The 25,009-nt window shown below is 30.3% G+C and carries 24 protein-coding genes and 1 pseudogene; 9 read left to right on the forward strand and 16 right to left on the reverse strand.

Annotated elements, in window-relative coordinates:
• The 3 genes from GRQ01_RS06340 to fabI are packed head-to-tail and all read left to right on the forward strand — an operon-like array spanning position 1 to position 2,699.
• Positions 1 to 1,203, forward strand: a complete 1,203-nt coding sequence (locus tag GRQ01_RS06340) for a phosphoglycerate kinase (protein ID WP_158334940.1) — start codon at positions 1 to 3, stop codon at positions 1,201 to 1,203.
• Positions 1,200 to 1,871 carry a triose-phosphate isomerase gene (locus GRQ01_RS06345; protein WP_158334941.1) on the forward strand — a complete coding sequence of 224 codons (672 nt, stop codon included), beginning with the start codon at positions 1,200 to 1,202 and terminating at the stop codon, positions 1,869 to 1,871. The genes GRQ01_RS06340 and GRQ01_RS06345 overlap by 4 nt, the downstream gene beginning before the upstream one ends.
• Positions 1,872 to 1,874: 3 nt before the next feature.
• Entirely contained in the window at positions 1,875 to 2,699 is an 825-nt protein-coding gene (gene fabI, locus GRQ01_RS06350) for an enoyl-ACP reductase FabI (protein WP_158334942.1), read from the forward strand.
• 23 nt (positions 2,700 to 2,722) lie between these two features.
• On the opposite strand, the gene feoB is transcribed toward fabI, so the two are convergent.
• The 6 genes from feoB to GRQ01_RS06380 all read right to left on the reverse strand — a co-directional run bounded on the left by feoB (position 2,723) and on the right by GRQ01_RS06380 (position 8,632).
• On the reverse strand, positions 2,723 to 4,558 hold the full coding sequence (gene feoB / locus GRQ01_RS06355) for a ferrous iron transport protein B (protein WP_158334943.1): 1,836 nt from the start codon (positions 4,556 to 4,558) through the stop codon (positions 2,723 to 2,725).
• A complete protein-coding gene (locus tag GRQ01_RS06360) occupies positions 4,555 to 4,779 on the reverse strand; it encodes a FeoA family protein (protein WP_158334944.1) in 225 nt (74 codons plus the stop codon). The genes feoB and GRQ01_RS06360 overlap by 4 nt, the downstream gene beginning before the upstream one ends.
• Before the next feature lie 272 nt (positions 4,780 to 5,051).
• Positions 5,052 to 6,419: an adenylosuccinate lyase gene (gene purB / locus GRQ01_RS06365; RefSeq protein ID WP_158334945.1), complete on the reverse strand. Its 1,368-nt coding sequence runs from the start codon at positions 6,417 to 6,419 to the stop codon at positions 5,052 to 5,054.
• Between the two features lie 24 nt (positions 6,420 to 6,443).
• Positions 6,444 to 7,607, reverse strand: a complete 1,164-nt coding sequence (locus GRQ01_RS06370; protein WP_158334946.1) for a trans-sulfuration enzyme family protein — start codon at positions 7,605 to 7,607, stop codon at positions 6,444 to 6,446.
• Entirely contained in the window at positions 7,604 to 8,266 is a 663-nt protein-coding gene (locus GRQ01_RS06375) for a hypothetical protein (RefSeq protein ID WP_158334947.1), read from the reverse strand. Before GRQ01_RS06375 ends, GRQ01_RS06370 begins: the two co-directional genes overlap by 4 nt.
• Before the next feature lie 3 nt (positions 8,267 to 8,269).
• The gene (locus GRQ01_RS06380) at positions 8,270 to 8,632 is read right to left on the reverse strand and encodes a RidA family protein (protein WP_158334948.1); all 363 of its coding nucleotides are present in this window, start codon (positions 8,630 to 8,632) and stop codon (positions 8,270 to 8,272) included.
• Between the two features lie 172 nt (positions 8,633 to 8,804).
• Between GRQ01_RS06380 and GRQ01_RS06385 the strand changes: the two genes are divergently transcribed.
• A complete protein-coding gene (locus tag GRQ01_RS06385) occupies positions 8,805 to 9,464 on the forward strand; it encodes a helix-turn-helix transcriptional regulator (protein ID WP_158334949.1) in 660 nt (219 codons plus the stop codon).
• Between the two features lies 1 nt (position 9,465).
• Here the strand turns inward: GRQ01_RS06385 and GRQ01_RS06390 are convergent, their stop codons facing one another.
• Together GRQ01_RS06390 and GRQ01_RS06395 are read right to left on the reverse strand one after the other, a co-directional pair.
• Positions 9,466 to 9,936 (reverse strand): Cj1386 family hemin-binding protein, encoded by a 471-nt coding sequence (locus GRQ01_RS06390; RefSeq protein WP_158334950.1) that lies wholly within the window; start codon positions 9,934 to 9,936, stop codon positions 9,466 to 9,468.
• 55 nt (positions 9,937 to 9,991) lie between these two features.
• Entirely contained in the window at positions 9,992 to 11,416 is a 1,425-nt protein-coding gene (locus GRQ01_RS06395; protein WP_158334951.1) for a catalase, read from the reverse strand.
• A 178-nt stretch (positions 11,417 to 11,594) separates the two neighbouring features.
• Between GRQ01_RS06395 and GRQ01_RS06400 the strand changes: the two genes are divergently transcribed.
• From GRQ01_RS06400 to fldA, 3 genes and pseudogenes are all read left to right on the forward strand, one after another.
• Positions 11,595 to 11,909: a DUF2325 domain-containing protein gene (locus tag GRQ01_RS06400; RefSeq protein ID WP_158334952.1), complete on the forward strand. Its 315-nt coding sequence runs from the start codon at positions 11,595 to 11,597 to the stop codon at positions 11,907 to 11,909.
• A 355-nt stretch (positions 11,910 to 12,264) separates the two neighbouring features.
• Positions 12,265 to 12,364, forward strand: a pseudogene (locus GRQ01_RS07765) (hypothetical protein); the annotation flags it as partial.
• Positions 12,364 to 12,855, forward strand: a complete 492-nt coding sequence (gene fldA, locus GRQ01_RS06405) for a flavodoxin FldA (protein ID WP_158334953.1) — start codon at positions 12,364 to 12,366, stop codon at positions 12,853 to 12,855. The pseudogene GRQ01_RS07765 and the gene fldA, both read left to right, overlap by 1 nt.
• 202 nt (positions 12,856 to 13,057) lie before the next feature.
• On the opposite strand, the gene GRQ01_RS06410 is transcribed toward fldA, so the two are convergent.
• From GRQ01_RS06410 to selA, 3 genes are read right to left on the reverse strand one after another with little or no spacing between them, the layout of a single operon-like run.
• Entirely contained in the window at positions 13,058 to 13,768 is a 711-nt protein-coding gene (locus tag GRQ01_RS06410) for a bifunctional thiol oxidoreductase (protein ID WP_158334954.1), read from the reverse strand.
• Between the two features lie 49 nt (positions 13,769 to 13,817).
• Positions 13,818 to 15,620 carry a selenocysteine-specific translation elongation factor gene (gene selB / locus GRQ01_RS06415; RefSeq protein ID WP_158334955.1) on the reverse strand — a complete coding sequence of 601 codons (1,803 nt, stop codon included), beginning with the start codon at positions 15,618 to 15,620 and terminating at the stop codon, positions 13,818 to 13,820.
• Positions 15,617 to 16,939, reverse strand: a complete 1,323-nt coding sequence (selA, locus tag GRQ01_RS06420) for an L-seryl-tRNA(Sec) selenium transferase (RefSeq protein WP_158334956.1) — start codon at positions 16,937 to 16,939, stop codon at positions 15,617 to 15,619. Before selA ends, selB begins: the two co-directional genes overlap by 4 nt.
• Positions 16,940 to 17,015: 76 nt before the next feature.
• Here selA and GRQ01_RS06425 point away from each other — a divergent pair, with 76 nt between their 5' ends.
• Positions 17,016 to 18,680 carry a 4Fe-4S dicluster domain-containing protein gene (locus tag GRQ01_RS06425; RefSeq protein WP_158334957.1) on the forward strand — a complete coding sequence of 555 codons (1,665 nt, stop codon included), beginning with the start codon at positions 17,016 to 17,018 and terminating at the stop codon, positions 18,678 to 18,680.
• Positions 18,681 to 18,685: 5 nt separating this feature from the next.
• On the opposite strand, the gene GRQ01_RS06430 is transcribed toward GRQ01_RS06425, so the two are convergent.
• A complete protein-coding gene (locus GRQ01_RS06430) occupies positions 18,686 to 19,993 on the reverse strand; it encodes an MFS transporter (RefSeq protein WP_158334958.1) in 1,308 nt (435 codons plus the stop codon).
• Positions 19,994 to 20,161: 168 nt separating this feature from the next.
• On the opposite strand from GRQ01_RS06430, the gene rdgB reads away from it, so the two are divergent.
• Positions 20,162 to 20,779: an RdgB/HAM1 family non-canonical purine NTP pyrophosphatase gene (gene rdgB / locus GRQ01_RS06435; protein ID WP_158334959.1), complete on the forward strand. Its 618-nt coding sequence runs from the start codon at positions 20,162 to 20,164 to the stop codon at positions 20,777 to 20,779.
• 13 nt (positions 20,780 to 20,792) lie between these two features.
• On the opposite strand, the gene GRQ01_RS06440 is transcribed toward rdgB, so the two are convergent.
• Genes GRQ01_RS06440 through GRQ01_RS06455 form a run of 4 tightly spaced genes read right to left on the reverse strand, consistent with a single transcriptional unit; the run spans position 20,793 to position 25,005 of the window.
• Positions 20,793 to 23,243: an efflux RND transporter permease subunit gene (locus GRQ01_RS06440; RefSeq protein ID WP_158334960.1), complete on the reverse strand. Its 2,451-nt coding sequence runs from the start codon at positions 23,241 to 23,243 to the stop codon at positions 20,793 to 20,795.
• The gene (locus tag GRQ01_RS06445) at positions 23,243 to 23,812 is read right to left on the reverse strand and encodes a Tgt2/MlaC family protein (protein ID WP_158334961.1); all 570 of its coding nucleotides are present in this window, start codon (positions 23,810 to 23,812) and stop codon (positions 23,243 to 23,245) included. The genes GRQ01_RS06440 and GRQ01_RS06445 overlap by 1 nt, the downstream gene beginning before the upstream one ends.
• Before the next feature lie 9 nt (positions 23,813 to 23,821).
• Positions 23,822 to 24,520: an MlaA family lipoprotein gene (locus GRQ01_RS06450; RefSeq protein WP_158334962.1), complete on the reverse strand. Its 699-nt coding sequence runs from the start codon at positions 24,518 to 24,520 to the stop codon at positions 23,822 to 23,824.
• Between the two features lie 41 nt (positions 24,521 to 24,561).
• Positions 24,562 to 25,005: a phosphoribosyltransferase gene (locus GRQ01_RS06455; protein WP_158334963.1), complete on the reverse strand. Its 444-nt coding sequence runs from the start codon at positions 25,003 to 25,005 to the stop codon at positions 24,562 to 24,564.
• Between the last annotated feature and the right edge of the window lie 4 nt (positions 25,006 to 25,009).

The following is a 25,009-nucleotide window of genomic DNA, read 5'->3' on the forward strand; positions in this document are numbered from 1 at the left end:
ATGAATGATATTATTTCTATAAAAGATATTGATTTAGCCAAGAAGAAAGTTTTTATAAGATGTGATTTTAATGTCCCTCAGGATGATTTTTTAAATATTACTGATGATAGACGTATAAGATCAGCTATTCCTACAATAAGATATTGTTTAGATAATGGTTGTAGCGTGATTTTAGCCTCTCATTTAGGACGTCCTAAAGAAATCAGTTCTAAGTATTCTTTAGAACCTGTGGGTAAGCGTCTTAGTAGGCTTTTAGATAAAGAAATCATCATGGTGCGAGATGTTATTGGCGAAGATGCTAAATCTAGAGCTAAAGATTTAAAATTAGGTGAGATTTTATTGCTTGAAAATTTACGTTTTGAAAAGGGTGAAACTAAAAACGATGAAAATTTAGCCAAAGAATTAGCTTCCATGGCACAAATTTATATTAATGATGCTTTTGGGGTATGCCATAGAGCGCATGCAAGTGTTGAAGCTATTACACAATTTTTTGATGAAAAACATAAAGGCGCAGGATTTTTGCTTCAAAAAGAAATTAATTTTGCAAGCAATCTGATTAAACACCCCGCACGTCCTTTTGTGGCTGTTGTAGGGGGATCTAAAGTGAGTGGAAAGCTTCAAGCCCTCACTAATTTATTATCAAAAGTAGATAAATTAATCATAGGGGGAGGCATGGCTTTTACTTTTTTAAAAGCACAAGGGTATGATATAGGAAATTCGCTTTTAGAAGAAGAACTTTTAGAAGAAGCTAGTAAAATTCTTACTAAAGGAAAAAATTTAGGAGTGAAAATTTATCTTCCTGTGGATGTTGTAGCTGCACCTGCTTGTTCGCAAGATGCACCGATGAAATTTGTCCCAGCTCAAGAGATTCCAAATGGTTGGATGGGTTTAGATATAGGTCCTGCAAGTGTGAGACTTTTTAAAGAAGTTATCTCAGATGCCCAAACTATTTGGTGGAATGGACCTATGGGGGTTTTTGAAATTGATAAATTTTCAAAAGGGAGCATTAAAATGAGTCATTATATTAGCGAAGGGCATGCAACTTCTGTTGTTGGGGGTGGCGATACGGCTGATGTGGTTGCGCGTGCTGGAGATGCAGATGAGATGACTTTTATTTCTACAGGTGGTGGTGCTTCGCTTGAGCTTATAGAGGGTAAAGAACTTCCAGGTGTTAAGGCTTTAAGATCTAAGGTAAATGAATGATTTTTGCTGCGAATTTAAAATGCAATCATACAAGATCAAGCTTTAGAATTTATGCTGATGCACTAAATAAGGCTATGGGAAGAAAATGTGATGATATTATTGTTTTTCCACCTAGCGTGGCTTTTTTAGAAAATAAAGTCAATTTTGTTCAAGGAACACAAAATTTTTATCCTTGCATTAAAGGTTCTTTTACAGGAGAGCTTGGAAAAGAACAATTGGATGAATTTGGCATAGGATGTGTTTTAATAGGGCATTCTGAAAGGAGGGTTTTAGGAGATGATAGTCTTATTAAGTTTAAATTCGATTTTGCTAAAGAACATGATTATAAGATTGTTTTTTGTATAGGTGAAGATTTAAAGACTAAAAATTCAGCTAAAACTTTGGAATTTTTAGAAAAGCAACTTCAAATCATTGATTTAAAATACGAAAAATTGATTATTGCTTATGAGCCTATTTATTCTATAGGAACAGGAGTAAGTGCTGATTTTAATGATATAAGTAAAGTCCTTGAATTTCTAGCTACCTTAACAAAAGTTCCTTTGCTTTATGGAGGTAGCGTAAATGAAACCAATATTAAAGATATTTTAACTATAAAGCATTGCAAAGGTGTTTTGATAGGATCTGCAGCTTTAAAAGTAGAAAATTTTATAAAATTAATTAAAGGATAAATCATGATAATGCAAGACAAAAAAGGCTTGATTGTAGGTGTTGCAAATAATAAATCTATAGCTTATGGCATAGCAAAGGCTTGCTATGAACAAGGTGCTAAATTGGCTTTTACTTTTTTAAATGATACTTTGAAAAAACGTGTTGAACCTATAGCTAAAGAATTTGATTCTGACTTTATTTATGAACTTGATGTAAATAATGAGGAACATTTAAATACTATAGCAGATAAAATTAAAAAAAATTTAGGTGAAATTGATTTTGTGGTTCATGCAGTTGCTTTTGCTCCTAAAGAAGCCTTAGAAAATTCCTTTTTGCAAACCACAAAGGAAGCTTTTGATATAGCTATGGGGACTTCTGTGTATTCTTTGCTTGCTTTAAGTCGTGCTGTTTTGCCTGTTTTAAAAAGTGGAGGATCGATTTTAACGCTTAGTTATCTTGGTGGGGTTAAATATATCCCTCATTATAATGTTATGGGTGTTGCAAAAGCAGCACTTGAAAGTTCTGTGCGGTATTTAGCAAGGGATTTAGGAGAAAGACAAATCCGTGTCAATGCGATTTCAGCAGGGCCTATTAAAACTTTAGCAGCAAGTGGGATAGGGGATTTTAGAATGATATTAAAATATAATGAAATTAATGCCCCTCTTAAACGTAATGTGAGTATAGAAGATGTGGGAAATTCAGCCATGTATTTGCTTAGTGATTTAGCGCGAGGTGTTACAGGGGAGGTACATTATGTCGATGCAGGATATAACATTATGGGTATGGGTAATGTAGAAAAAAATAAACAAGGTCAAACAGTTCTTTGCTGGGATAATCAACAAGAATAAAATATTAAATTTATCGCTAAAGTTTAATTGATTAAAAACTTAGCGATATGAAGTCCTATAAAGGCAATGATGTAAGCACTTGTACAAGTGAAAATAAAGAGTAAAAAAGTATATTTAAGTTTCCCGCTTTCTTTTGAAAATACTATGGTTGCAGCAAAACAAGGATTATAAATCATTACAAATAAAATAAAAGCTACTGCACTTGATAAAGGGATATTTTTAGCAATGGTTGTCTTAAGATCATTGCTAGTTTCATCCACATCTTTTCCAAGTGCATAGAGTACTCCCATAGTCGAAATCATGACCTCTTTAGCTGCTAGGCCGCTTACTAAAGCAACGCTTAATTTCCAATCAAGATCAAGAGGCTTAAAAATAGGTTCCATGCTTTTACCTAAATGTCCTAAATAGCTTTGTTCTATGTTTTTTTCTTGTGTATTAAAATCGCTTAGTTTTCCTTCATTGTTAGGGAAATTGCTTGCAAACCATATAAGTAAAGAGGTTAAAAATATAAAAGTACCAGCTTTTTTAAGATACATTGCAGCTTTGTTATAAACACTAAGATAGATTAAACGCCAATTTGGCATACGGTATTTAGGCAACTCCATAACAAAAGGTTCATCAAGTCCTCTAAATGCAAGCATTCTTAATAATTTTGCAGCACAAAGCCCTAAAATAGCCCCTAGTATATAAATTCCAAAAAGATAATTTCCTGCTTCTTCTTTTGGAAAAAAAGCACCGATGAAAAGTACATATACAGGAAGTCTTGCACTACAACTCATAAAGTTAATTACAAAAAGGGTTAAGAGTCTGTCTCTTTTGTTTTTTAGAGTTCTTGTAGCCATGAAAGCAGGCACAGAACAACCAAAACCAGTGATTAAAGGGATGAAGCTTTTACCATGTAGACCAAATTTGTGTAAGATACCATCAAGTAAAAAAGCTACTCTTGACATGTAGCCTGTGGTTTCTAAAAGTGCTATACCTAAAAACAAAATAATAATATTAGGTAAAAACAATATCACAGATCCTACCCCTGCAATAACTCCATCGGCTAAAGCAGAGGCGATGAAAGCATTTTGGATGTGGTTTTTAATCAAATCGTTTAAGGCATTAAAGGATAATTCTATATAATCCATAGGGATTTTTCCCAAAGTAAAAGTGATTTGAAATAAAAACCACATTAAAAATAAAAATATAGGTAAGCCAAAAATTTTATGAATCAATAAAGCATCGATTCTTTTAGTAAGATTTCTTTCTTCTTTTTTGTACGTGATGATTTTTTTTGCAAGTTTATTGATAAAAACTAATAAATCTTCTTTTTCTAGTTTTTTTTGGCAAAACTGAGATGGAGATTTTAATTGTGTTTTGCTTTCAAATAAAATAATAATCTTATCAAGCAAGAGTCCTAAATTTTGCTTTGTTTTAGCTGAAATTTCTACGATATCAACTTGAAATTCTTGTTTAAGAATAGAGATGTTAAGTTCTATACCCTCTTTTTTTGCTTCATCACACATGTTTAAGGCCAAGAGCATTTTTTTATCAAGGCTTAAAAGTTCTGCACTCAAAATAAGATTGCGTTCAAGATTAGTAGAATCTAAGATATTAATGATCACATCATAAGTACCACGGTTTAGAAAATGGCGTGTGATTTTTTCTTCTTCGCTGTAGCCATCTAAGGAATAAGTACCTGGTAAATCAATGAGTTCAAATTCATAGTTTTTATAATAAGTTTTAGCACTTGCCTTTTCTATAGTCACTCCGCTAAAATTGCCTACTTTCATATTAGTTTTGCAAATAGCATTAATAAGTAGACTTTTACCCACATTAGGTTGGCCAACTAGGGCTATTTTAATTTTTTTCATAGGATTTGCACTTCTATGGTTTTAGCCTCTTCGGATCTTAAAATAACACAACTTGTATCAAGTTCTACCATTATAGTGGCATTTTTTAAAGAGGAGTGGAGTTTGCTTAGGGTTTTGTTTTTAATAAAACCAAAGCTTAAAAGTCTGTTTTTTAATTCTTTTTCAGCATTTAAATTGACAATAATAGCTTTTTGCGTGTCTTTTAACTCGTCTAAAGTCATTGAACTTCCTAAATTAATAAAAAGATATTATAATATAAAAAGTATAATAAATTTGTCTTTTTTGATAAATAAAAAAAGAAGATATTTTAAACATAAAAAAGACTTAAAATGTTTTTAAATCTCTTATTTATATGACTTTTATTTGCTTATTATTATAAAAACATTATTCCTTTAAAATTTTTAATCTATTGTGTGATTTTTTACTTATCCAAAGGCTAATTGTAGCCTTTGAGATAGTTTTAAAGTTTAATTAAATTAGAATAGTGATTTTTCTATTTTAAAACCGCATTATTTTTGATTTTTGTTAAAAATTCATCCACAAGTTTTGGTGCATATCCTACATAGCTTCTTGCATCGAGTAAAGAATCAATTTCTTTTTCTTTTAGCACTTTAGAGACTCTTTTATCAGTAAGTAAAATTTCTTTAAAAGTTTTTTGTTTTTCAATACCTAACATAGCGTTTTCATAAACAATTTCATGAGCATATCGCTTGCCATAATGATCGCTTAAGGCAAACATAACCCGTTCTGCCAAAATAAAACCTTTAAGAGTATTTAAATTTTCAAGCATTTTATCTTTTTTAACTTCTAGATTGCTAAGGGTAAATTTGATATTGTCTAAAACCACAGAAAGCATTAAAAACATCTCAGGTAAAATTTTCCACTCCATGTGCCAAACTTGTCCGTCTCTTTCATGTTCGTGTCTTTCAATATCGCTTAGTATGGCTAAATTGGCTTTGAAAGTATTGCTTACTGTAACAGCATTTTCGCTTATTGCTGGATTTCTTTTATGTGGCATGGTGCTAGAACCTACTTGTCCTTTGCCAAAGGGTTCGGCTATTTCATCGATTTCATTGTGTGAGAGTATGAGGAGTTGATGAGCGATTTTATTAAAAGTTGCATTGATATTGCCTAAAACAAAGCCAAGTTCTATGAAACGATCTCTTGCGGGTTGCCAAGAAATGTTAGGCACTTCAAGACCTAGACTTTCTAGAGTAAGCTTTTCTACTTCATTGCATTGATCGCTTAAGCTTGCTTTGGTTCCAACAGCGCCTACTATACTTCCTACATAAAGTCTTTTTTCAAGTTCTAGTATTCTTTCAAAATGCCGATCTACTTCACTTAGCCAAATAGCTACTTTATGCCCAAAGGTTATAGGCAGGGCTTGTAAGGCAAGTGTTCTTCCCATCATAGCAGTATTTTTATGTGTTTTAGCGAGCTTAGCTAAAGTTTTTGCGATAATTTTTAAATCGCTTTTTATAAGTTGCATAGCTTCTTTAAATTGTAAAACAACCCCTGTATCAATAACATCTTGTGTAGTGACACCAAAATGGACATATTGACCCAAGCCATTGTCGCAAATTTTTTCTAAATTTCTAACAGTAGGTACTAAAGAGTGTTTGGTTTTTTGAAACTCACTAAAGATGAAATCCATATCCATAAATTTATAATGGGCTTTTTTAGCAATTTCATCAGCTGCTTTTTTAGGAATGATTTTGAGTTTTGCTTGTGCTTTGGCTAGAGCAGCTTCGACATCTAGCCATTTTTGTATGCGGTTTTTTTCGCAAAAGACCGCACGCATACTTTCAGTACTCCAAGAATTTGCCAATAATTTTTGATCAAATACACCAATTCCTTCCATTTTTTTCTCCTTCCATTTTTTATTTTATTTTTTAATACTATCAAAAGCTTGTATTAAATCGGTAATTAAATCTTTATAATCTTCAAGTCCTATATGAAATCTTACAAAAGGACCTCTTGCACTCCAATTTGTCACTGTTCTTGGAGGAGTAGTTACTGTGGCTAAGCTTTCATACCCACCCCAACTATCGCCTATACAAAAGTATTGTAAAGCGTCTACAAATTTAATCGCATCCTCTTCATCATAAGCATCATTAAATTCAATGGTAATCATACCATTAGCACCTTTATAATCACGCATAAAAATTTCATGGTTTGGATGGGTTTTTAATTTAGGATAAAAAAGAGTTTTGATTTCTTTTCTAGTTTGTAAAAATTTTATTATTTCATCGGCATTTTTTTCATGGGCTTTCATCCTTACATCTAAGGTTCTCATTCCGCGAAGTACTAAATAAGCATCATCAGGACTTGTTGTAAAGCCTAAGACTTCTGGAAGTTGGTCAAAATTTTTCCATTCTTTTTCATTGATGATAACAATACCCATAGTCACATCTGAGTGTCCACTAAGGTATTTTGTCGCAGCAATGACTGAAATATCAGCACCAAGTTCTAAAGGATTAAAATAATACCCACTACCATAAGTATTATCAATTGCTACTGGTATATTATGAGAATGAGCAATTTTGCATAATTTAGGTAAGTCTATGATTTCATAGAGTATAGATCCTGGGCTTTCGCATAAAATAAGCTTAGTGTTGGGTTTGATTTTTTCTTCTATATCACTTGCATCAGCCTTTAAAAAATCAATTTCAATTCCTATTTTTTCTAAAAACAACTCGCAAATAGTTCTAACAGGCCCATAGATTGCATCAGTGATTAAAAAATGTGCATTTTTGCTTGCATAGTTTAAAAGTACCATCGCAAGTGCAGCAAGACCTGTAGGGAATAGTTGAGCTCTGTGGCCATTTTCAAGAGAACAGATTAGTTTTTCAAGTTCAAAATTTGTTGAGGTTCCTCTAGCGCCATAGCTTAAAACGCGTTCTGTTTTTCTTAATGTTTTGTATTTTTGCCAAGTCGCATGATCTTTAAAGGCTATGGTAGATGCACGCATAAGTGTGGGATTAACAGATCTTACTTCAGTATTTTGATCGCCTCTACCATAATGAATAAGTTTGGTTTTTGGATTCATTTTTTCTCCTTTTTTAAACATAGATATAAGTTATAATTGTTACAAAAGCTATTATAAGTATACAAAAGCTGTTTTTTATAAATAGCTAAAAGGGTTAAATTCCCTAGTTTAACACAAGCAACGCATTGGTTAAAATTCGTCATGATTTGAGTAAATATTATTCTAATCCTAGCTTCAATGTTTAAAGATTTTCTTATATCAGGCACGATAGGATAAAATCTTAGATTTTTTATAGCTATTGTAAAGAAAAGTATAGCTAAATGAAGCATTTTCATCGTATTTTTATAGCATATTATTTTAACAATCATTGTAACAAAAGTTAAAATTGTCTTTTTTATATGAATGCTTGTTTTGATTGCTTTAGAGTTTTTTATGATTTTTTTGAGATTAAAAACAAAAGGAACTTTTTTATTTAAGACTTTAAGATTAAGATACATGCTTTTTAAAGCTAGTGTTTTTAAAGCTTTTTTAGTGCCTTTAAAAAATATATAATTTTGAAAGCCCAAAGGCTTCTTATAAATGATGAAATGACGATTATAATGGGTTTTTGATATCATTTGAACTTTTAAAGTGCTAAGAAAAATAAATGAATTCTTGTGAAAAATGCATAAAAAGAATTCAATAATATTTAAAGGCAAAGAAAAAGCGAGTTTTAACATCGATTAGCCTTTTTGAGCAATGATTTCTATCTCCACTTTAGCACCTTTTGGAAGGTCTTTTACAGCAAAAGCACTTCTTGCTGGATAGGGACTTGTAAAAAATTCTGCATAAATTTCATTAAATTGTGCAAAATCATCTATATCAGATAAAAAACAAGTAGTTTTGAGTACTTTATCATAATTAATGCCATTTTCTTCTAAAATAGCTCCGATATTTTTTAGAGCTTGCCTAGTTTGTCCTTTGATATCAGAACTTTCAATTTCACCTGAGTTAGGATTAATAGGAAGTTGTCCTGATACAAATAAAAATCCATTTGCCTCTTTATAAACTGAATATGGGCCAATAGCTTTTGGGTAATTTGACATGATTTCTCCTTTTTTTAAGTATAGATTAAAAAGAATGTATTTTATCATTAGAATAACAACTTGTCAATAGTTTATTATTATAATAATAAAATTTTATTTTTTAAGAAATGTTTTAAACTATAAAGAGTAGAATTCGGCTTATAAAAAGATTTCTTTAATTAAAGGAAGTTTGATGGATGAGATGCAAAAACAGCAATTTATCAAGTTGACGCATTTTTTAGGAGAGGTTTTGGGCGAGCAATATGAAGTAGTCTTTCATGTCGTTACAAAAGAGGGTGCATATCTTGCAGCCATAGCTAATAATCATATCAGTGGAAGGAATTTAAATTCACCTTTGACTGCTTTTGCAAGCGAGCTTGTCCAAAATAAAAAGTATTTAGAAAAAGATTTTTTATGTGATTATAAAGCTCTTGCTAAAAAGTCAAAATTAATTAGGGGTTCGACCTTTTTTATTAAAAATCATGATAAATTGGTAGGCATTTTATGTATCAATCATGACACTAGTATGATGAGAGATTTAATATGCAAAATGATTGATTTGGAGAAAATAGGAGATATGAATGAAATTCTAGGTAATATAAATCTTTCTCAAAGTGATTCTCATGACATAGAAACATTAAGCCATTCTATAGAAGATATCTTAATGCAGAGTGTTGATTCTAGTTATTTAAATTCAGATTATCAATTAAGCATTGGACAAAAAGAAGAAATTGCTGAAAAATTATACCATAAAGGTATTTTTAATATCAAAGGATCGGTGCCTATAGTAGCAAAATTTTTAAAAATTTCAGAACCTAGTGTGTATAGGTATCTGAAAAAATTCAAAAAATAATTTAAGATTTTTTTATGAGTTTGAGTATTTTTAAACTTATGGCTTTTAAAAAATTGTTTTTAGAGTTTTTGCTTAAAAACTCAGCAATATCTTTGCGTCCAAACATGATAGCAAAAGTATAAGGCGTCATTCCTAAGCCATTATTTTCATCAATATTTGCACCATGTTTAACTAAAAGTTCACACATAGGTAAATAGCCCTTAAAACAAACTCCAGCTAATGGGGTTTGACCGCGGTCGTTTTTTTCGTCTACTTTAGCACCTTTTTTTAGAAGCATTTTAGCCGTTTCATAAGAATTATTATAGGTTGCAAGCATGAGTAAAGTATCGCCTTTATGAGTTTTTAAATTCACATTTAAACCGGCTTCTATCATAATTTTAAGATTTTCATATTCATTATTTCTTGCGAAATTAAAAGCCATTTTGCAAAGTTGTTCAAATCTTTTTTCTTCTTCTAAGCTAAGAGTCATCATTGTGTTTCCTTGATTAATAATCTTTAGTTTGCCACTTTGAAGTGGCAAGTAAAAATTATTTTCCTAAAGCTTTTTTTACCCCTGATGCATAAGTAGGACAAATTTTTTCAAAATGTGCTAAAGCTCTGTCGATAATTTTAGCATCTACGCCTTCCATTGAAGCGGCAATATTTTCAAAAAGTTGATTTTTTTGACTTTTATTCATAAGGTTAAATAAAGCTCTTGGCTGAGTGTAAAAATCATCATCAAGTGGAGCATATCTTTTAGCAACACCATCTAAAGCTAAATCAGGTTCAAGGTAGTTTTGATCTTCTTTTGGACTTTCATCATAGCTATTTGGTTCATAATAAGCAGGACCGTTTTTGTAAGTATCAGAATTCATAGCACCTGCTACATTGTAAGTATTTACTTCGCTTCTAGCACGATTTACTGGTAAAAGATGATAATTTGTTCCTATTCTGTATCTGTGAGCATCAGGATAAGAGAAAATTCTAGCTTGTAGCATTTTATCAGGGCTAAAGCCTATTCCAGGAACGATATTGCTAGGACTAAAGGCTGCTTGTTCTACTTCGTTAAAATAGTTTTCTGGATTTTTATTTAAAACCATTTCACCTATATCCATCAAAGGAACAATTGAGTGAGGCCAAACTTTAGTTAAATCAAAAGGATTAAATCCGAGTTTTTCTGCGTCTTTTTCAGGGAGAATTTGAACTTGAACTTTCCATTTTGGGAAATCTTTATTTTCTATGGCATTATAGAGATCTCTTTGGTGGCTTTCTCTATCTTTAGCAATAATATCAGCAGCTTCTTGGTTGGTAAGATTTTTAATACCTTGTTGGGTTTTAAAGTGGAATTTTACCCAAAATCTTTCGTTTTTATTATTGATAAAACTATAAGTATGGCTTCCAAAACCATGCATATGACGATAACTTGCAGGGATTCCTCTATCACTCATTAAGATAGTTACTTGGTGTAAACTTTCAGGGCATAAAGTCCAAAAATCCCAAGCAGCATTGTTGCTTCTTAAATGATTTCTTGGATCTCTTTTTTGAGTATGGATAAAATCAGGGAATTTATACGCATCGCGGATGAAAAAAGTTGGAGTATTGTTACCTACTAGATCCCAGTTGCCTTCTTTAGTATAGAATTTGATAGCAAATCCACGAACATCGCGTTCAGCATCTGCTGCTCCTGCTTCACCAGCAACGGTTGAGAAACGTAATAAAAGAGGGGTGATTTCTCCTTTTTGGAATACTTTTGCTTTAGTATAAGCGGATAAATCAGCTGTGATTTTTAACTCACCATATGCCGCACTTCCTTTAGCATGAACAGTACGTTCTGGGATTCTTTCTCTGTTTTGATGAGCAAGTTTTTCAAGCAAAAGATAATCTTGCAAAAGCAAAGGCCCTTTAGCACCAGCACTTAAAGAATTTTGATTATCGGCTATAATATTTCCGAAGTCATTAGTTAATTTTTTCATTATTATATTTCTCCTATAATTAATAATTTTTCTTATATAAGAAATTATATCTATAAAAAATTAAAATTAACTGAATAATAAGTCAACATTAATACCAAAAATTTAAAATAAATTTAGTTTTTTTATATTATAATAATAATTATCAAAATATATTTTAAAATTATGAGAAGGAGAATTTATGTCAGTTTTGGTTATTGGTGCGGATGAAATAACTCCCATTAAAACGCTTTTGCATGATTTAGGTGCTAAAAAAATAGAACATTGGGATGCACGTAATGAAAATAGGGTCAATCGTAAGCCAATTCCTTGTGATACAGAATGCATAGTGATGTTAACGAGTTTTTTAAATCATAATACTATGAAAAAAATTAAACATGAGGCTAAAAAACGTAAAATTCCCTTAGTTTGTGCTAAAAGAAGCGTTAATTGTGTGTATTGTGAGTATTGCAAAATTTTTAATCTTAATAAGGAATTTTCTTGTGATAAAACTTAAAAAACGGTTTTATTTTGATAAAGAACAACTTATTTTAGGAAAATAAAATTTGTATTATATGGCATAATGGATTTACATAATAGATTTAAAATTCATTATGTTTTTAACAAAATTTTATAAAGATTTATAAATATAACTTTCCTAAGACTATTTAATCTATAAAATGTATCAGTAATATTGCATGTGTTAATTTTATTTGTTAGGTTCATTGTAAAACCAGCTATGAAAAATCTTAATTTTACTTTCTATATGAAATAAATAAAATATAATTTATAAATTAAAAATAAATATCATTAATATTTTATGAAAAACGCTTTTTTAGAATATATCAGTGTTTTTGATAAAATTTTAAAGACATTTTATTGAAATAAAACATTTTTTGTATGATTTAAACAAAACTATGTTAAAATTAATTACGGTATAAAATATCAAATCAATTTATAAGGAGAAAATAATGTCAGTAGCAGTAGTGTATGGTAGTGCTATGGGAAATACAGAAGGAGCGGCTAATACAATCGCTTCGAAACTCGGGATCAATGATGTTCTTAACATTGCAGATATTGATGCGGATAAAATCAATTCTTATGATAAATTAATTTGTGGAACTTCGACTTGGGGAAGTGGAGATTTGCAAGATGATTGGGATGGTTTTGATTTTTCAGGACTTAGTCTTGGAGGTAAAACTGTAGCTGTTTTTGGTATGGGTGATAGTGAGAGTTATTCTGATACTTTTTGCGGTGGCATGGGTAAATTAGCTCAAAATTTAAAAAATGCAGGCGCGAATTTAGTAGGTGAAGTTTCAGTTGATGGATATACTTTTGAATCAAGTGATGCAGTTGTAGATGGGAAATTCTTAGGACTAGCACTTGATAATGACAATCAAGAAGATCAAACCGAAGCAAGAATTGATGCTTGGGTAGAACAAATCAAACCTTATTTTGCTTAATTTTTTAGATTCAAGGGCTTATTGTCCTTGGATTTATTTATAAAATCTTCTTAATTTAAGAAAAATTTCATTTTGTTTCATCTATGAAGCTTGAGTATTTGTTTTGTGAAGATTTTTAAGTAGTTTTATAAACAGATTAAAAATTTTATGAAAAATATTGTTAGTAATCATATACTAACAATAAATTCCAATCAAATAAAATTTATTTGATGATGGTTGGAGTGGCATTTAGCCCTAACGAACGATACTTTTCGTATAAAGAAAAAACTTCTTTTAATTCTGCATCACTTACTTTAGGATAGTTTTTAATGTTTGCATCGTAGTATTTATTTAAAATAGCAATTTTTTCTTTATCGTTTTTTGCTTTTTTTGTTTCTTTGTAAATTAAAGCTGATTTTTCAAAAGCGGATTTGCCATGTATAGGGGTTAAAATATAATTAACTTGATAATCTTTTAGTTCTTTTTCAATTTGAGTTAAATGTTCTCTACAATATGGGCATTCAGGATCTGTAAAAACATAAATAGCAGGCTTTTTTTTATCTCCTAAAGAAACAACCATAGTTTCTTTTTCGACTACGGCTTTGGCATTTTTTGTGAAATTTTCACGTGCTTCTTGGAATTTTTTCATTTCATATTCTTGGGCATAAGAAATTCCAGTTTTTAAATCAATAAGTTCAGGAGTGATAATGCTGTCTTTTGTAAAAAGAATATTTTCTTGTTTTTGACCATTTAATTCTATGGTTATAATAACACTTTCAAAACCTGTATTGCCGACTTTTTGACGGTTGCCTACACTAATAGTAGCATTGGGGAATTGTGCTTTGATATTTTTTGAGTAAAAATCGCTAATTTGTGCATTGCTAGCAGCAAATAAAGAGGTAGAGCAAGCTAAGATTAAACTTAATTTTTTCATATCTTGTAATCCTTAAAAATAAATTATGTTTATATTTTATAATGATTTTCTAAATGTTTGTTAAAATCCTTTTTTCACATTCTTTGATAATTTGAGGAAAATTATCTAAATATTCTAAATACGCAATGGCATATTTTCTTGAAAGATTGAAATGTTTTTTCATGCTTTGCACATCAAGGTTTTGATTTTTTAATAAATTTAAGCATTCTTGCACAAGTTTTTCAAGGGCTTGTTTTTCTATGAAAAGATTGTGTGAAAGTCTTATAATTAAACCTTTTTGCGTGAGTTTTTTAAGCATATTATCTCCGCTTTTCCTATCAAGTTCTAAAAAATCATAAATATTATAAGGTGCTTGGGGTTTTATACCTTGTTCTTTTAAAATTTCGTATATTTGATTGTTATTTTTTTCTTGAAGTTTTTCAAAATCTATACCTTTTTTAAAATAAATCCCATTTAAAAGATCAAGTTCAGGCATTTGTTTTAAAGCGAGTTCGCAAAAATCTTCGCTTGCCCAAGCTATCCTTAAGGCTAAAGAATGAGCTGAAAGCATGGCATAGGGATTTTTATCAAGTATAAAATGGATTAGTTTTTTTACTTCATCAAGACTTTGTAAATGATAAACATTAAGGTTTTTTGTATCTACGAAGACTTGATCTAATTTTTTTGCTAATTCTAAGGCTTTTTGATGAGAAAGTTTAAATCTTTGATAGCTTGAAAGCAAACCAAATCCGTGCTTATGCACATCTTTTAAAAAAGAAAAAGCAAGCTTGAAGTCTTGGTTTTTTAAAAACATTAAAAAACGATTTTTTTGTTCTTTTTTAAGGGGTTCGCTTAAAGGATTTAAAACCCTCCCACCTCCTATAACGCGATTATTTTGTAATAAAATAAAATATTCATTAAAACTTAAAAAAACATTTTTATCAAAACTAAAATGCACAAAAAATTCATCATTATCAAGTTCTTTTAAAATATTAAGTTTGCATTCAAGCTGTTTTGAGCCTACGCAAAAAATCATTTTACTGTTTTGAAGTTTTTTTGCATTCACTAAAGCATCGCATTCTTTAAAGGCTTTAAAATAGCCTTTTTTGCTAAGTAAATAGCCTTTTTTTAATTCTTTATAATCGCAATTTAAGCTTAAAGCTACACGGTTGCAAGCTTTGATTGCTTTTACATTAGTATCATGGTTTTGTATGCTTTTAATGAGGAATTCTTTTTGAATGTCAAGGCAAATGATTTTTTCATTAAGTTCGATCTTGCCTTCGTTTAAGCTTCCTGTAACCACAGTGCCTATGCCTTTTAAAGAAAATACCCTATCAATATAATAATGAAAAATGAGTTCTTCATCACTGTCTTTATGTTCTATAGTATAAAGATAGTTTTTTAATGCTTTGATACCAAGATTGTTTTTTATGCTTGTATGAAATGTTTTTAAAATAGGATGTTTAAGTGTTTTTAATTGCTTTAGAATTAATTCGCTTCTTTGGGATATATTTTCACAAAGATCGCATTTACTTAGCACTAAAATGATATTTTTAATATTTAAAATTTTTAAAATTTCTAAATGTTCTAGGCTTTGTTCTTTTAAACCCTCATTAATATCTACAACCAATAAGCAAACACTAAAGCCAAAAGCCCCACTAACCATAGTTTTAACTAGATCTTTATGTCCTGGAACATCAATAAAAGAGAGATTTTTATCTTTAATCTTAAGATTTGAAAAGCTTAAATTAATAGTAATTTGTCTTTTTTGTTCTTCTTTTAAGCTATCACCTTCAAAACCATTTAAGGCTTTAATAAGAGAGGTTTTTCCATGATCAATATGCCCTGCTGTTCCTATGATAAGGGATTTCATAGACTTTCCATTTGGTTGATTGTGTGGATGAGTTTTTCAAGGTCATTTTCTTTTATGGTTCTAAAATCAAGCACAAATTCATCATTTTGGATGCGTCCTATGATATTTTTAGCTCTAAATTGCTCTTGTAATTTTAAGGCATTGCCTTTAAAAGATAAAATAAAAGTATCTAGGCTTTTATCAGGCATAGATCCGCCTCCTACTAGGCTTTTGCTAGTTTTTAATGTGCTTTGGAATTTCAGTTTTTTTTGGGTGTTTAAAGCCTTTTCTTTGATAGTGGCTAAATCTTGGTTTAAAAGCTTAAGGGTTGTAATTTTGTCATAATTTTTTTCTAAATAAGCCTTAAGGCTTTCATTTAAAAAGCATAAAGTGAGTTTATCCACTCTTAACATTCTTAAAAGTTGGTTTTGTTTAAGTTTTTCTATGAGTTCTTTTTTTCCAAGTATGATGCCAGCTTGCACGCTTCCAAAAAGTTTATCTGCACTAAAACTTAAAATATCACATTGTTGTATTATTGTTTTGATTTTGGGTTCATTTTTGATCAATTTTTTGTTGAGGTTTTCACACCAGCCTGAACCTAGATCGTAATAGCTTAAAATTCCTTTTTCTTGTGCTAAAAGGTGCAAATCTTTTATGCTGACTTCACTGTGAAAGCCTTTAAGGGCAAAATTGGATTTATGTGTTTTTAAAATTAAGGCTGTGTTTTCATTAATAGCTTGTGCATAGTCTTTTAAATGCGTTTTATTGCTAGTGCCTACTTCGCAAAGTTTCACTCCTGCAGCCTTAATGACTTCTGGCATGCGAAAATTGCCCCCAATTTCTACAAGTTCACCTCTTGAGCTTATGATTTGTTTGTTAAAACAAAGAGAATGAAGCACTAAAAAAACCGCAGCAGCGTTATTATTAACCACTAAAGCATCTTCACACCCAAAAAGCATTTTAAGTTTTTCAAGCACTAAAGCGTATCGTGATCCTCTTTTTCCAGTTTGTAGATCAAATTCTATATTAGAATAATTACAAAGGGTTTCTTTGCATGCTTCATAGATTGTTTTATCAATCACACTTCTGCCAAGATTTGTATGAATTACTACCCCGCTTGCATTGATCACACTTTGGAAATCTTTACGATAAAAAGTATCTATTTCATGTTTGATTTGCAAAAGCAATGTTTCTTTAGAAAATTCTTTGTGTATTAAGCTAGTTTTATACTGATTAACTACTTTTTTGCAAAAAAATGCCTTAATATAAAAAGGATAGGCTTTTAAGTTTTCATCCTTAATAAGAGTGTTAATTTGAGGGAAAGATCTTAATTTGTTCATCTTAAGCCTTAAGAAAATATTTGGGTATTTTAACATAGAATTTATAAAACAATGTTTTAAGAAGTTAAGGAAAATAATGCAGGATTTTGTTTATATAAAAAATGATGTTTTAATCCCTTTGCCAGATGCTATTGAGATTTTGGATAAGGCAAATGATAAAGGAGTATTAATTTGTAATGATAAAGAACAAAAAGCACAAATTTATGCCCCTGAGATTAATTTTTATCTTAAAAATTCTCAAGATACAATTTTAGAAAAAAGTAAAAATGTCTTAAAGCTTTATGAAGCTAGAGCACATGTTTATGACCTAGGGCTTGATTTACAACAGAGTAAAAAGGTACAAAATCGCATTATTTTAGTTGATCTTAATAAAGACTTAGCAGAGTTTTTAAAAAAGCATAATTTTAAGGTTGTTGCTTTAAAAAGTGAGGAGATTTTAGCTGTTTTTGGAAGTGTGGGTGAGCTTTGTGCTATAGTGAAAAATCAAGATCAAGAAATAGAACTTGATTTTGATTTTTTATTTTTTCAAACCCAAGATCTAAGTGTCTTGCGTAAGGACTTTATAAGACAAAGTGGATGTTATAATTTTGCTAACTTTAAAAATTATGAAGAATGTTTGCAATTTTTGCAAAGTCAAAGCCCTAATTATCATTATAAAACCTATATTACTTATGATTTTAATGTGTGTCAGTACCATCAAAGGCGTAGTGAACATTGTGCAAAGTGCGTTGAACTTTGTCCTACGGTGGCGATTTTAAAAGATGATGAAAAAAAGCATTTGGAGTTTTCTCAAGTTGATTGTTTGGGCTGTGGAGGATGTGTTAGTGTTTGTCCTAGTGGATCACTTGATTATGCTCCCTTGCCAAAGGAGAGTTTTTTTGGACTTTGTGAATTTTATAAGGATAAAAAAGTTTTAATCATTCCTAAAAAAATGTCTTTAGAACATTTAAATCTTCTTTTACCTAAAGATATTTTGCCTTTTATGATAGAGGGAGAAAAATGGCTTAGCGCTATGCATTTTTTAACACTTTTGCAAAATAGCGGAGCTAATGTGATTTTTTATACAGATTTTGTATCATCAGGAAGCAAAGAAGCTATAGATCTTTTAAATACCTTTTTTGAAAGGAAATTTCAAAAAAAGGCTGTTTTTGTGGCTAAAGATAAAAAAGAATTAGAACAAGCTTTTAAAGAACAAGAATTTATAAAAGCTTTAAAATTTGATTTTCATAATAATACTTTAACTACTAGAGAAAATTTTGCCAAGAGAATGCAACATATGATCTTAGATGAGGATTTTGGCAGTATGCTAAGTGGAGAATGGTTAAGATATGGGAAAATACAAATTAATCCTTATACATGTACGCTTTGCCTTTCTTGCGTGGGTGCTTGTAATGTGGGTGCTTTGATTGCTGATGCTAAAGAAAATGCTTTGAAATTTAATGCTTCATTGTGTACAACTTGTGGTTATTGTGAGACAAGTTGTGCTGAAAAAGATACTTTAAAACTTGTGCGTTCTGGAATGGAGTTTAATCGTGCTTATTTTGAATATCAAGTAATAGCAAAGGATGAACTTTTTGCTTGTATAGAATGTGGTAAAGAATTTGCAACCCAAAAAGCAATAGAAAAAATAGCAACTTTAATGAAGCCTAAATTTGGCAATGATCAAAATAAGATTAAAACGCTTTATTGTTGTGCAGATTGTAAAGCAAAAGTAATGATCCAAGCCATGGCTTTAAGATAGAAGATTTAGATATTTTTTTGCAATTGATTTTGCAATACTTCTTTGTTGGTAAGTTTACTATCAAATTTAATGACAAGATTTTTAGAATTTTTATAAATATCTATAATGCCTAAATTTTGGCTAAAAGTTGTGAAATTTAAAGGTGTTTCTAAAGGCAAATAGAGATTTTTAAATTCAGAGGGATTTTTTAAGAAAAACAAAGCTATGAACCAAAATATAGCCAAAACAACCAAAACAATAGCTAAAATATTTAAAGCATCTAAGTGTAAAAAGATCCCACCAACCATGCCTCCTACAAAACTCCCGCCATATCCAAAGGCATTAAAAAGTCCTAAGGCTGCACCTTTTTCATGAACCTTGCAAAATTTAGAAGCACAGCTTTGCATGATGGGTTCGTGTAGATTAAACCCTATGAAAAAGATGATAATAGCTATAATAAAAAGTTCTATAGAATTATAAAATGCAAATAAAATATAAGAAAGTATAAAAAACCCAATGCCTAAGAGTAAAATTTGTTTTGCTAAGCCTTTTTTTTCACCCAAGTTTCCAGCAAAACCCATTGCAATAAAACCTGCAATCATAGAAATAGTATAAATAATCCAAAGTTTATTTGCATCAAAGCCCAAATGTGTGACCAAAAGAATAGGAATGCTTAAAAACGCTATACTCATAAGCATTTTTTGCATAAAATTAGTAAGATTCATTAAGATTAAATTTTTCTCTTTAATAAAATGAAAAAAAGGCGTTTTTTTGTTTTCATGGGTGATTTTATTTTCTTTAGGCACGACAGTATAAAGTAAGATAATGCACAAAAAAGACAAAGCCGCACTGAGATCAAAAAGGCTAGATAAACCCCATTTTGCACTCATTAAAGGTGAAATCACCATAGAAGCTGCAAAGCTAAGCCCTATAAAAGAACCCATTATAGCCATGGCTTTGCCGCGATTTTCTTCTGTAATAAAATCGCTTATCATTGCTGTAGCTACAGCACCTATGGCTCCTGCACCTTGAAGCATTCTTCCTAAAAGCATGGTATAAATATTATTAGCAAAAGAACATACTAAAGATCCTATTATAAAAATAATAAGTCCTATAAGCATGGTTTTTTTGCGTCCGATTTTATCACTTAAAATTCCAAAAGGCATTTGTAAAATCATTTGAGTTAAAGCATAAATACCCACTAAAAATCCTACTAAAAAATCGTTAGCATCTTTAAGTTGCAAAGCATAAAGGCTTAAAACAGGCAAAACAATAAAAAGTCCAAAGAATCTTGTTCCAACTATGAAAGATAAGGGTAATACTTGATTTAGCATTATCAATTTCCTATTAAATTTGAAATTATAAAGTTAAGATAATTTTACTATGAAATGCATTAAGTGTTGATTAATGTAAAAACTCCTTTAAGGATCTAAAAGCTAGGTGCAAGCATAAATTTTATAAAATTATATTTTATTCTAAAATAGGATTTTGAGGTTTTATCAATGAAAATCATTTTAGCTACGAGCAATAAGCATAAGGTTGAAGAAATAAAAAGCATTTTAAAAGATTTTGAAATTTATGCTTTTGATGAGGTTTTAAGGCCTTTTGAAATCGAAGAGAAGGGCAATAGTTTTAAAGAAAATGCTTTGATTAAGGCAAGAGCTGTTTTTAACGCTTTAAGTCAAGATCAAAAAAAAGATTTCATTGTATTAAGTGATGATAGTGGTATTTGCGTGGATGTTTTAGGATTAAAGCCAGGGATTTATTCGGCACGCTTTAGTATTAAAGGCGATGATCAAAGTAATCGTAATAAGCTTATTGAAGAAATGGCAAAAAAAGGCTATAAGCAAAGCAAAGCACATTATGTAGCAGCCATAGCTTTAGTGGGTTTGATGGGAGAATTAAGTATGCATGGCACTATGCATGGACATGTAATTAATACCCAAAGAGGTCAAAACGGTTTTGGCTATGATGCAATTTTTATCCCAAAGGGTTTTAATGAAACTTTAGCGCAGTTAAGCACAGAGCAGAAAAATAATATTTCTCATCGTTTTAAGGCTTTAAAGCTTGCAAAAATTCTTTTAAAAGTTTTAAAAAAGCAAAATAATACAAGATTTTAAAGCGTGTTGTTTTTCAGGTATTTTTTGTGCATTGCTTTTGTTTAGAATAAATAGTAATTAAAAAGCTTGGGAGTAAAAATAAACTTCCGCCTAAAAGCAAAACCATCACAAAAACAGTTAAAATCCCAAAATAAATCGTAGGGATAAAATTGCTACTCATCATCACACTAAAACCTAAAACTATGCTTATTGTTGTGTAATAAAGTGCTGATCCTATGCTAAGGTGAGAATTGATAATGGCTTGTTGTATGCTTTTGCTTTTAATTTCTTCTTTAAAGCGATAGATATAATGTATAGCATCATCTACTCCTATGCCTATGGCTATAGCAGCTATTGTAATACTCATCATATCAAGAGGAATGTCGCAAAGCCCCATAAGAGCAAAAACTACGCTTAAAGGAATAACATTAACCAAAATGGCAGCAATTGAAAATTTTAAATCTTTAAAAACAATGATAAAAAGTATAAAAATGGCTAAAATCACAAAAGCAAGAGTATCAAATTGCGATGCAAAAAGACTTTGAAGCATATTATTATAAAGTACCATGATGCCTGTAACTTGGGTTTGAACCCCATCATTTTTCACAAGTTCTTGGAGTCCTTTTTTTAGTTTTATAAGAAAATCATTGCGCTTTAAATTAGGATCTGAGTCAATAATACGCATGCTAAATCGTAACTCATTGTTTTGTATATTGACAAAAGGCGAAAGTAAATCTTGTTTGAATTTAGCAGGTAAATTTTCATTAAGAAAAGCAAGGGTAAAATCATCTAAATCCTTGCCATTATTGATATTTTTCCCTAAAGCTAAAAGACTATTTAAGCTTAAAACCGATCCTACAAATTCTTGATTTTCTAAAAATTCATGAACTTTTTTAGCTATGCGTATTTTTTTAGAATCAAACCAATAAGTATCTTGTTGGGCTAAATTATCAAATTCGCTTTCAAAGCTTTCTAATGCATCTTTTGTGTTTTGATTGTTTTTATTATTGCTAAAGCGTATGATAACTTCTAAAGGCAAAGTTCCTCCTAGGTTTTTATCAATAACTAAAAGTCCTTTTTTAATCTCGCTTCCTTCTTTGAAATAATTAACAAAAGAATTTTCCACCCTAAGTTTTGAAATCCCTAATAAAGCTAAAAAGATTGCAAGAACGCAAATGCCATAAATAATGCGGCGTTTTTTAGGATTAAGACTGGTTTTAGCACAAAACATTAAAAAATTGAATTTAAATTCTTTTTTTTGGAACTTTCTAGTTTTTAAAAGAACTAAGGTGCTAGCTAAAAACAAATAACTTAAAACAAGCGCTAAAACTATGCCTATACTCATCATAATGCCAAGCTTGATGATAGGTTCGATATTTGAAAGTATTAAAGATAAAAATCCTATCATAGTAGTAACAATGGCATAAAGACTAGGCTTAGCTTTTGCAAGTAAGCTTGCAAGCACTATGCGTCCAATAGCAGCTTTAGGATAGCGTTGGCTTGTTTCTATAAAATGTGTGATTAAATGTACAACGATGCTTAAAGCAATAATTAAAACCAAAGCAACATAATTAGATGAGATTACAGTGATTTGGAAATTTAAAAGTGCGAAAATTCCACTTGCTGCACTTAAACTGATAAAGCAAATAAAAAGGGGTAAAAAAACCAAAAGCCACGATCGGAAAAAATAATAAAGAGCAAGTCCTAGTAAAAATACAAGCAAAACCCCATAAAGCTTAAGATCAGATTTTATATAAGCTATCATATCATCAGCTATCATCATCACTCCGCCAAGAGAAAGCGAATCGCCATTTTTTTCGTATTTTTTCATGATACTTTTAATGGTATCTAGGCTTTGTTTTGCAATGATTTTTTGTTGATTTTGATGTTCTTTTATAGCAAGGCGGATTTGATTTTTTTCTTTTTCATCCTTGCTAAGATCGCGTTTTTCTATGAGTTCATTATAAATTTCATCGGGTTTTAAATAAATAATAAATCCAATGACTTTGCCATCTTTAGAGATGATATTGTTTTTATAAAAAGGACTGTTTAAGATTTCATTTTTAGCTTTAGTGTGATTGATATCTTTACTGTTTATATCAGGAATATTTTTTAAAAGTTCTTTTAAATCTGTGTTTTGTGAGCTTTGAAGCAAGGGAGCGTTAATAATGCTAAAAACGCGTTCTACCAAAGGAGCTTTTTCTAATTCTTCATGAAGCTTTGTAAGTTTAGCAAGGTTTTGATTTGAAAAAGGTTTTCCATCATGGGGTTTAAAAGACAAAAGCAAAAAATTATCGCTTTTATAATGTTTTGAAATTTCTCTAAAAGTTTTTAAATCCGTATCATCTTCTAAGAGTAGACTTTCAGCACTTGCATCAACATTGAGTTTAAAAGCGAAAAAGCTTAAAAATAAGCAAATAAACAAAGTTCCAAAAAAAGTACTTTTTGGATGATAAATAAAAAATTTTAAAAATCTTGCAAACATTATTCTATAACTATATTTTCAAGTTTTTCAAGCAAAGAGTCAAAGCCTTGATTTGCTAAAATATCTCCAAATTGTGATCTGTAAGTTTGCACTATGCTAACCCCTAAAACATCTACATCATAAATAAGCCAGTTGTTATTATTGTTATAAAATTTAAAGATAATATTTTTTTCTTCTCCTTGTACTATCATAGAAGTTGTTAAAAAATAGCGTTTTTCATTTTTTAATTCACCGTTTTTAACTTTTAAAATCTGATCTTTATATAAATTGAGTTTATCAGTGAAGCTTTTTTTAAGACTTGACTCAAAAGCTAAGGTGAATTTTTCTTGTTCTTCTGGGCTTAATTTAGAATAATTTTGAGAAAGGCTAAGTTGTGCCATTAGTTTATAATCAATAATATTATTAAAAAGTTTAAAAATTTCATCAGCGGCTTGTTTTTTGTCTTCTTTATTATTTTGTAAAAGTTTTAAACTTTTATCAATATTTGTTTGCATGGTAGTAGCGATCTCATTTAAGGGTAGGGCTAAAGCATTTAAAAATAAAGTCAAGATTAAAAATATTTTTTTCATTTTATTTCCTTATTTGCTAAGTTCATTGCGTCTTTGTTCATAAGCATCACGCAAAAATGGATATAAATTTGGTGTGTTGTGATAAACTTCATCGATTTCATTTAGCTTAAAGCTAAATTCATTTCCAAAACCATAAGTGTTTATAGCTATATTTTTCCAAGTAGGATTGATATATGCAGCAGGATTAGCATACCAAGTAGTAGGTAAGGTAAGAGCATCTCTTAAATTGCTAGGCCCAAGCACGGGTAAAACAATATGAAAGCCACTTCCTACGCCCCAATGAGCCAAAACAGTGCCTAAATCTGCAGGATGTTTTTTAAGCCCCATTTTTGATGCTAAATCCATCAATCCTCCAAAACCCATGATGGTATTAGCACTAAATCTTTTAAATTCTTCTCCTGCTTCTTGAAATTTAAATTGCAAAACATTGCTTAAAAAACGCAAAGGTGAAAATAAATTATCAAAGAAATTCCTCACTCCTATGCGGATGAATTCAGGGGTGATAGCATTGTAGCCTTTGAGTATAGGGCGCAAACCATAATCATATAAAGCTACATTGAAATTAGTCATGGCTTTGTTGTAATTTAAAAGGGGATCATTGACTTCATAGCTTTTATACTCTTGTTCAAAATCATTTAAACTTGGTTCTTTAGCAAAAGAAAAAACCATAGAAAAAAGCAAGATAAAAGATATAAAATTTAATTTCAAACAAAAACTCCTAACAATTAAAAATATTATTATAGCATATTCTAATCAATACTTATATCCCAGTAAAAATCCACCCATGCTGTGGCTTCTCTAAGCTTAAATTCTGGCTGCAAAAGAGCGTTTTTTTTGTAAAAAAGGGTTGCAATCTTTAATTCTATATGAGGGAATTTTTCAAGCAAAACTTTTTTAATCTCAGCCAAACTTTCTCCACTATCTACAATATCGTCAATAAGTAAGATTTTTTTATATTTGCTTAGATCAGGGATGTTGAAAATCTCTACTGTATCGCGTTTTTGAGTGTGATCATAATGGATAGAATTAAGACTGAAAAGTTGGCGTATTTTTAAAGTAACAGCTAAAGAATGCCCTAGACTCATTCCTCCCCTTGCTATAGCTAAGAGTACTTCTGGCTTGAAGTCTTTATTGATTTGTTTAGCTAGGATTTTAACATCTTCTTTAAATTCATCATAAGAATAAAAAATCATTGTT

Origin of the sequence: Campylobacter bilis (genome assembly GCF_016806695.1) — a bacterium.
Classification (GTDB): Bacteria; Campylobacterota; Campylobacteria; order Campylobacterales; family Campylobacteraceae; genus Campylobacter_D; species Campylobacter_D bilis.

Coding starts and splice junctions, on each gene's coding strand:
- GRQ01_RS06395 (WP_158334951.1), bottom strand. CDS start 11,416: ATGAAAAAATTAACTAATGACTTCGGAAATATTATAGCCGATAATCAA.
- selA (WP_158334956.1), bottom strand. CDS start 16,939: ATGAACAAATTAAGATCTTTCCCTCAAATTAACACTCTTATTAAGGAT.
- GRQ01_RS06385 (WP_158334949.1), top strand. CDS start 8,805: ATGGATGAGATGCAAAAACAGCAATTTATCAAGTTGACGCATTTTTTA.
- GRQ01_RS06425 (WP_158334957.1), top strand. CDS start 17,016: ATGCAGGATTTTGTTTATATAAAAAATGATGTTTTAATCCCTTTGCCA.
- selB (WP_158334955.1), bottom strand. CDS start 15,620: ATGAAATCCCTTATCATAGGAACAGCAGGGCATATTGATCATGGAAAA.
- GRQ01_RS06400 (WP_158334952.1), top strand. CDS start 11,595: ATGTCAGTTTTGGTTATTGGTGCGGATGAAATAACTCCCATTAAAACG.
- purB (WP_158334945.1), bottom strand. CDS start 6,419: ATGGAAGGAATTGGTGTATTTGATCAAAAATTATTGGCAAATTCTTGG.
- GRQ01_RS06390 (WP_158334950.1), bottom strand. CDS start 9,936: ATGATGACTCTTAGCTTAGAAGAAGAAAAAAGATTTGAACAACTTTGC.
- rdgB (WP_158334959.1), top strand. CDS start 20,162: ATGAAAATCATTTTAGCTACGAGCAATAAGCATAAGGTTGAAGAAATA.
- fldA (WP_158334953.1), top strand. CDS start 12,364: ATGTCAGTAGCAGTAGTGTATGGTAGTGCTATGGGAAATACAGAAGGA.
- GRQ01_RS06375 (WP_158334947.1), bottom strand. CDS start 8,266: ATGTTAAAACTCGCTTTTTCTTTGCCTTTAAATATTATTGAATTCTTT.
- GRQ01_RS06360 (WP_158334944.1), bottom strand. CDS start 4,779: ATGACTTTAGACGAGTTAAAAGACACGCAAAAAGCTATTATTGTCAAT.
- GRQ01_RS06345 (WP_158334941.1), top strand. CDS start 1,200: ATGATTTTTGCTGCGAATTTAAAATGCAATCATACAAGATCAAGCTTT.
- GRQ01_RS06410 (WP_158334954.1), bottom strand. CDS start 13,768: ATGAAAAAATTAAGTTTAATCTTAGCTTGCTCTACCTCTTTATTTGCT.
- GRQ01_RS06380 (WP_158334948.1), bottom strand. CDS start 8,632: ATGTCAAATTACCCAAAAGCTATTGGCCCATATTCAGTTTATAAAGAG.
- GRQ01_RS06430 (WP_158334958.1), bottom strand. CDS start 19,993: ATGCTAAATCAAGTATTACCCTTATCTTTCATAGTTGGAACAAGATTC.
- GRQ01_RS06340 (WP_158334940.1), top strand. CDS start 1: ATGAATGATATTATTTCTATAAAAGATATTGATTTAGCCAAGAAGAAA.
- GRQ01_RS06445 (WP_158334961.1), bottom strand. CDS start 23,812: ATGAAAAAAATATTTTTAATCTTGACTTTATTTTTAAATGCTTTAGCC.
- GRQ01_RS06455 (WP_158334963.1), bottom strand. CDS start 25,005: ATGATTTTTTATTCTTATGATGAATTTAAAGAAGATGTTAAAATCCTA.
- GRQ01_RS06440 (WP_158334960.1), bottom strand. CDS start 23,243: ATGTTTGCAAGATTTTTAAAATTTTTTATTTATCATCCAAAAAGTACT.
- GRQ01_RS06370 (WP_158334946.1), bottom strand. CDS start 7,607: ATGAATCCAAAAACCAAACTTATTCATTATGGTAGAGGCGATCAAAAT.
- fabI (WP_158334942.1), top strand. CDS start 1,875: ATGATAATGCAAGACAAAAAAGGCTTGATTGTAGGTGTTGCAAATAAT.
- feoB (WP_158334943.1), bottom strand. CDS start 4,558: ATGAAAAAAATTAAAATAGCCCTAGTTGGCCAACCTAATGTGGGTAAA.